Genomic DNA, 526 nt, shown 5'->3' with positions numbered 1-526 from the left:
ACCCGGATCGAAAGATGCGCCGCTGGATATGTTCACTGCTGGTCGTGCTGATCGCCCTTGGCGGGGTGCTGTCGCATGGGCGGACGGCGGAAGCGGGCCATGCTCCGGGTCATCACGCGGTTGCCGTCGCCACTGACGCGCCCCATGCCGAGGGGCAGCAGCACGGAAAGACCCAAACCGCTCCAGCGGCAGCATTGTCCGACGCCTGTGCGGTCCTGTGCCTTGGAACGCCCGCGCCGTGGGGCCCTCTTGCAGAGCGGGCCCCGACCGAGGCGGGCCGGTCGCTGAAATGGCGCTTCACCGCGCTGACCCATGAAGGGCTGCGTGTCGGCCCGGGCTATCGGCCGCCGACATTGATCTGAGCAACCGCTTCGCCGCACCGCCTGATGGTGCCGAACCTGTTCGCCCCATCGGGGCATGATGGATTATTCAGATGACACAGATACTCACCCGCCGCGGCTTTCTGGCTGCAACTGGCGGCATGGCCGCGACCCTCGCCTTGCCGCGCCCGAGCCTTGCGCAGGCA

The 526-nt window shown here is 67.9% G+C and carries 2 protein-coding genes; both read left to right on the top strand.

Features of this window, described 5'->3' with window-relative positions:
* Positions 1-362, top strand: a 362-nt coding sequence (locus Q1A36_RS21390; protein ID WP_299848210.1) for a hypothetical protein, incomplete at its 5' end; no start/stop codon positions are given.
* 71 nt (positions 363-433) lie between these two features.
* Positions 434-526 (top strand): twin-arginine translocation signal domain-containing protein (locus Q1A36_RS21510; RefSeq protein WP_366141620.1); only part of this gene is annotated, 93 nt, incomplete at its 3' end.

The organism is uncultured Paracoccus sp. (genome assembly GCF_947487305.1).
Classification (GTDB): Bacteria; Pseudomonadota; Alphaproteobacteria; order Rhodobacterales; family Rhodobacteraceae; genus Paracoccus.
The sequence above is the reverse complement of the archived record's forward strand: the minus strand, read 5'-3'. Positions and strand labels throughout refer to the sequence as shown.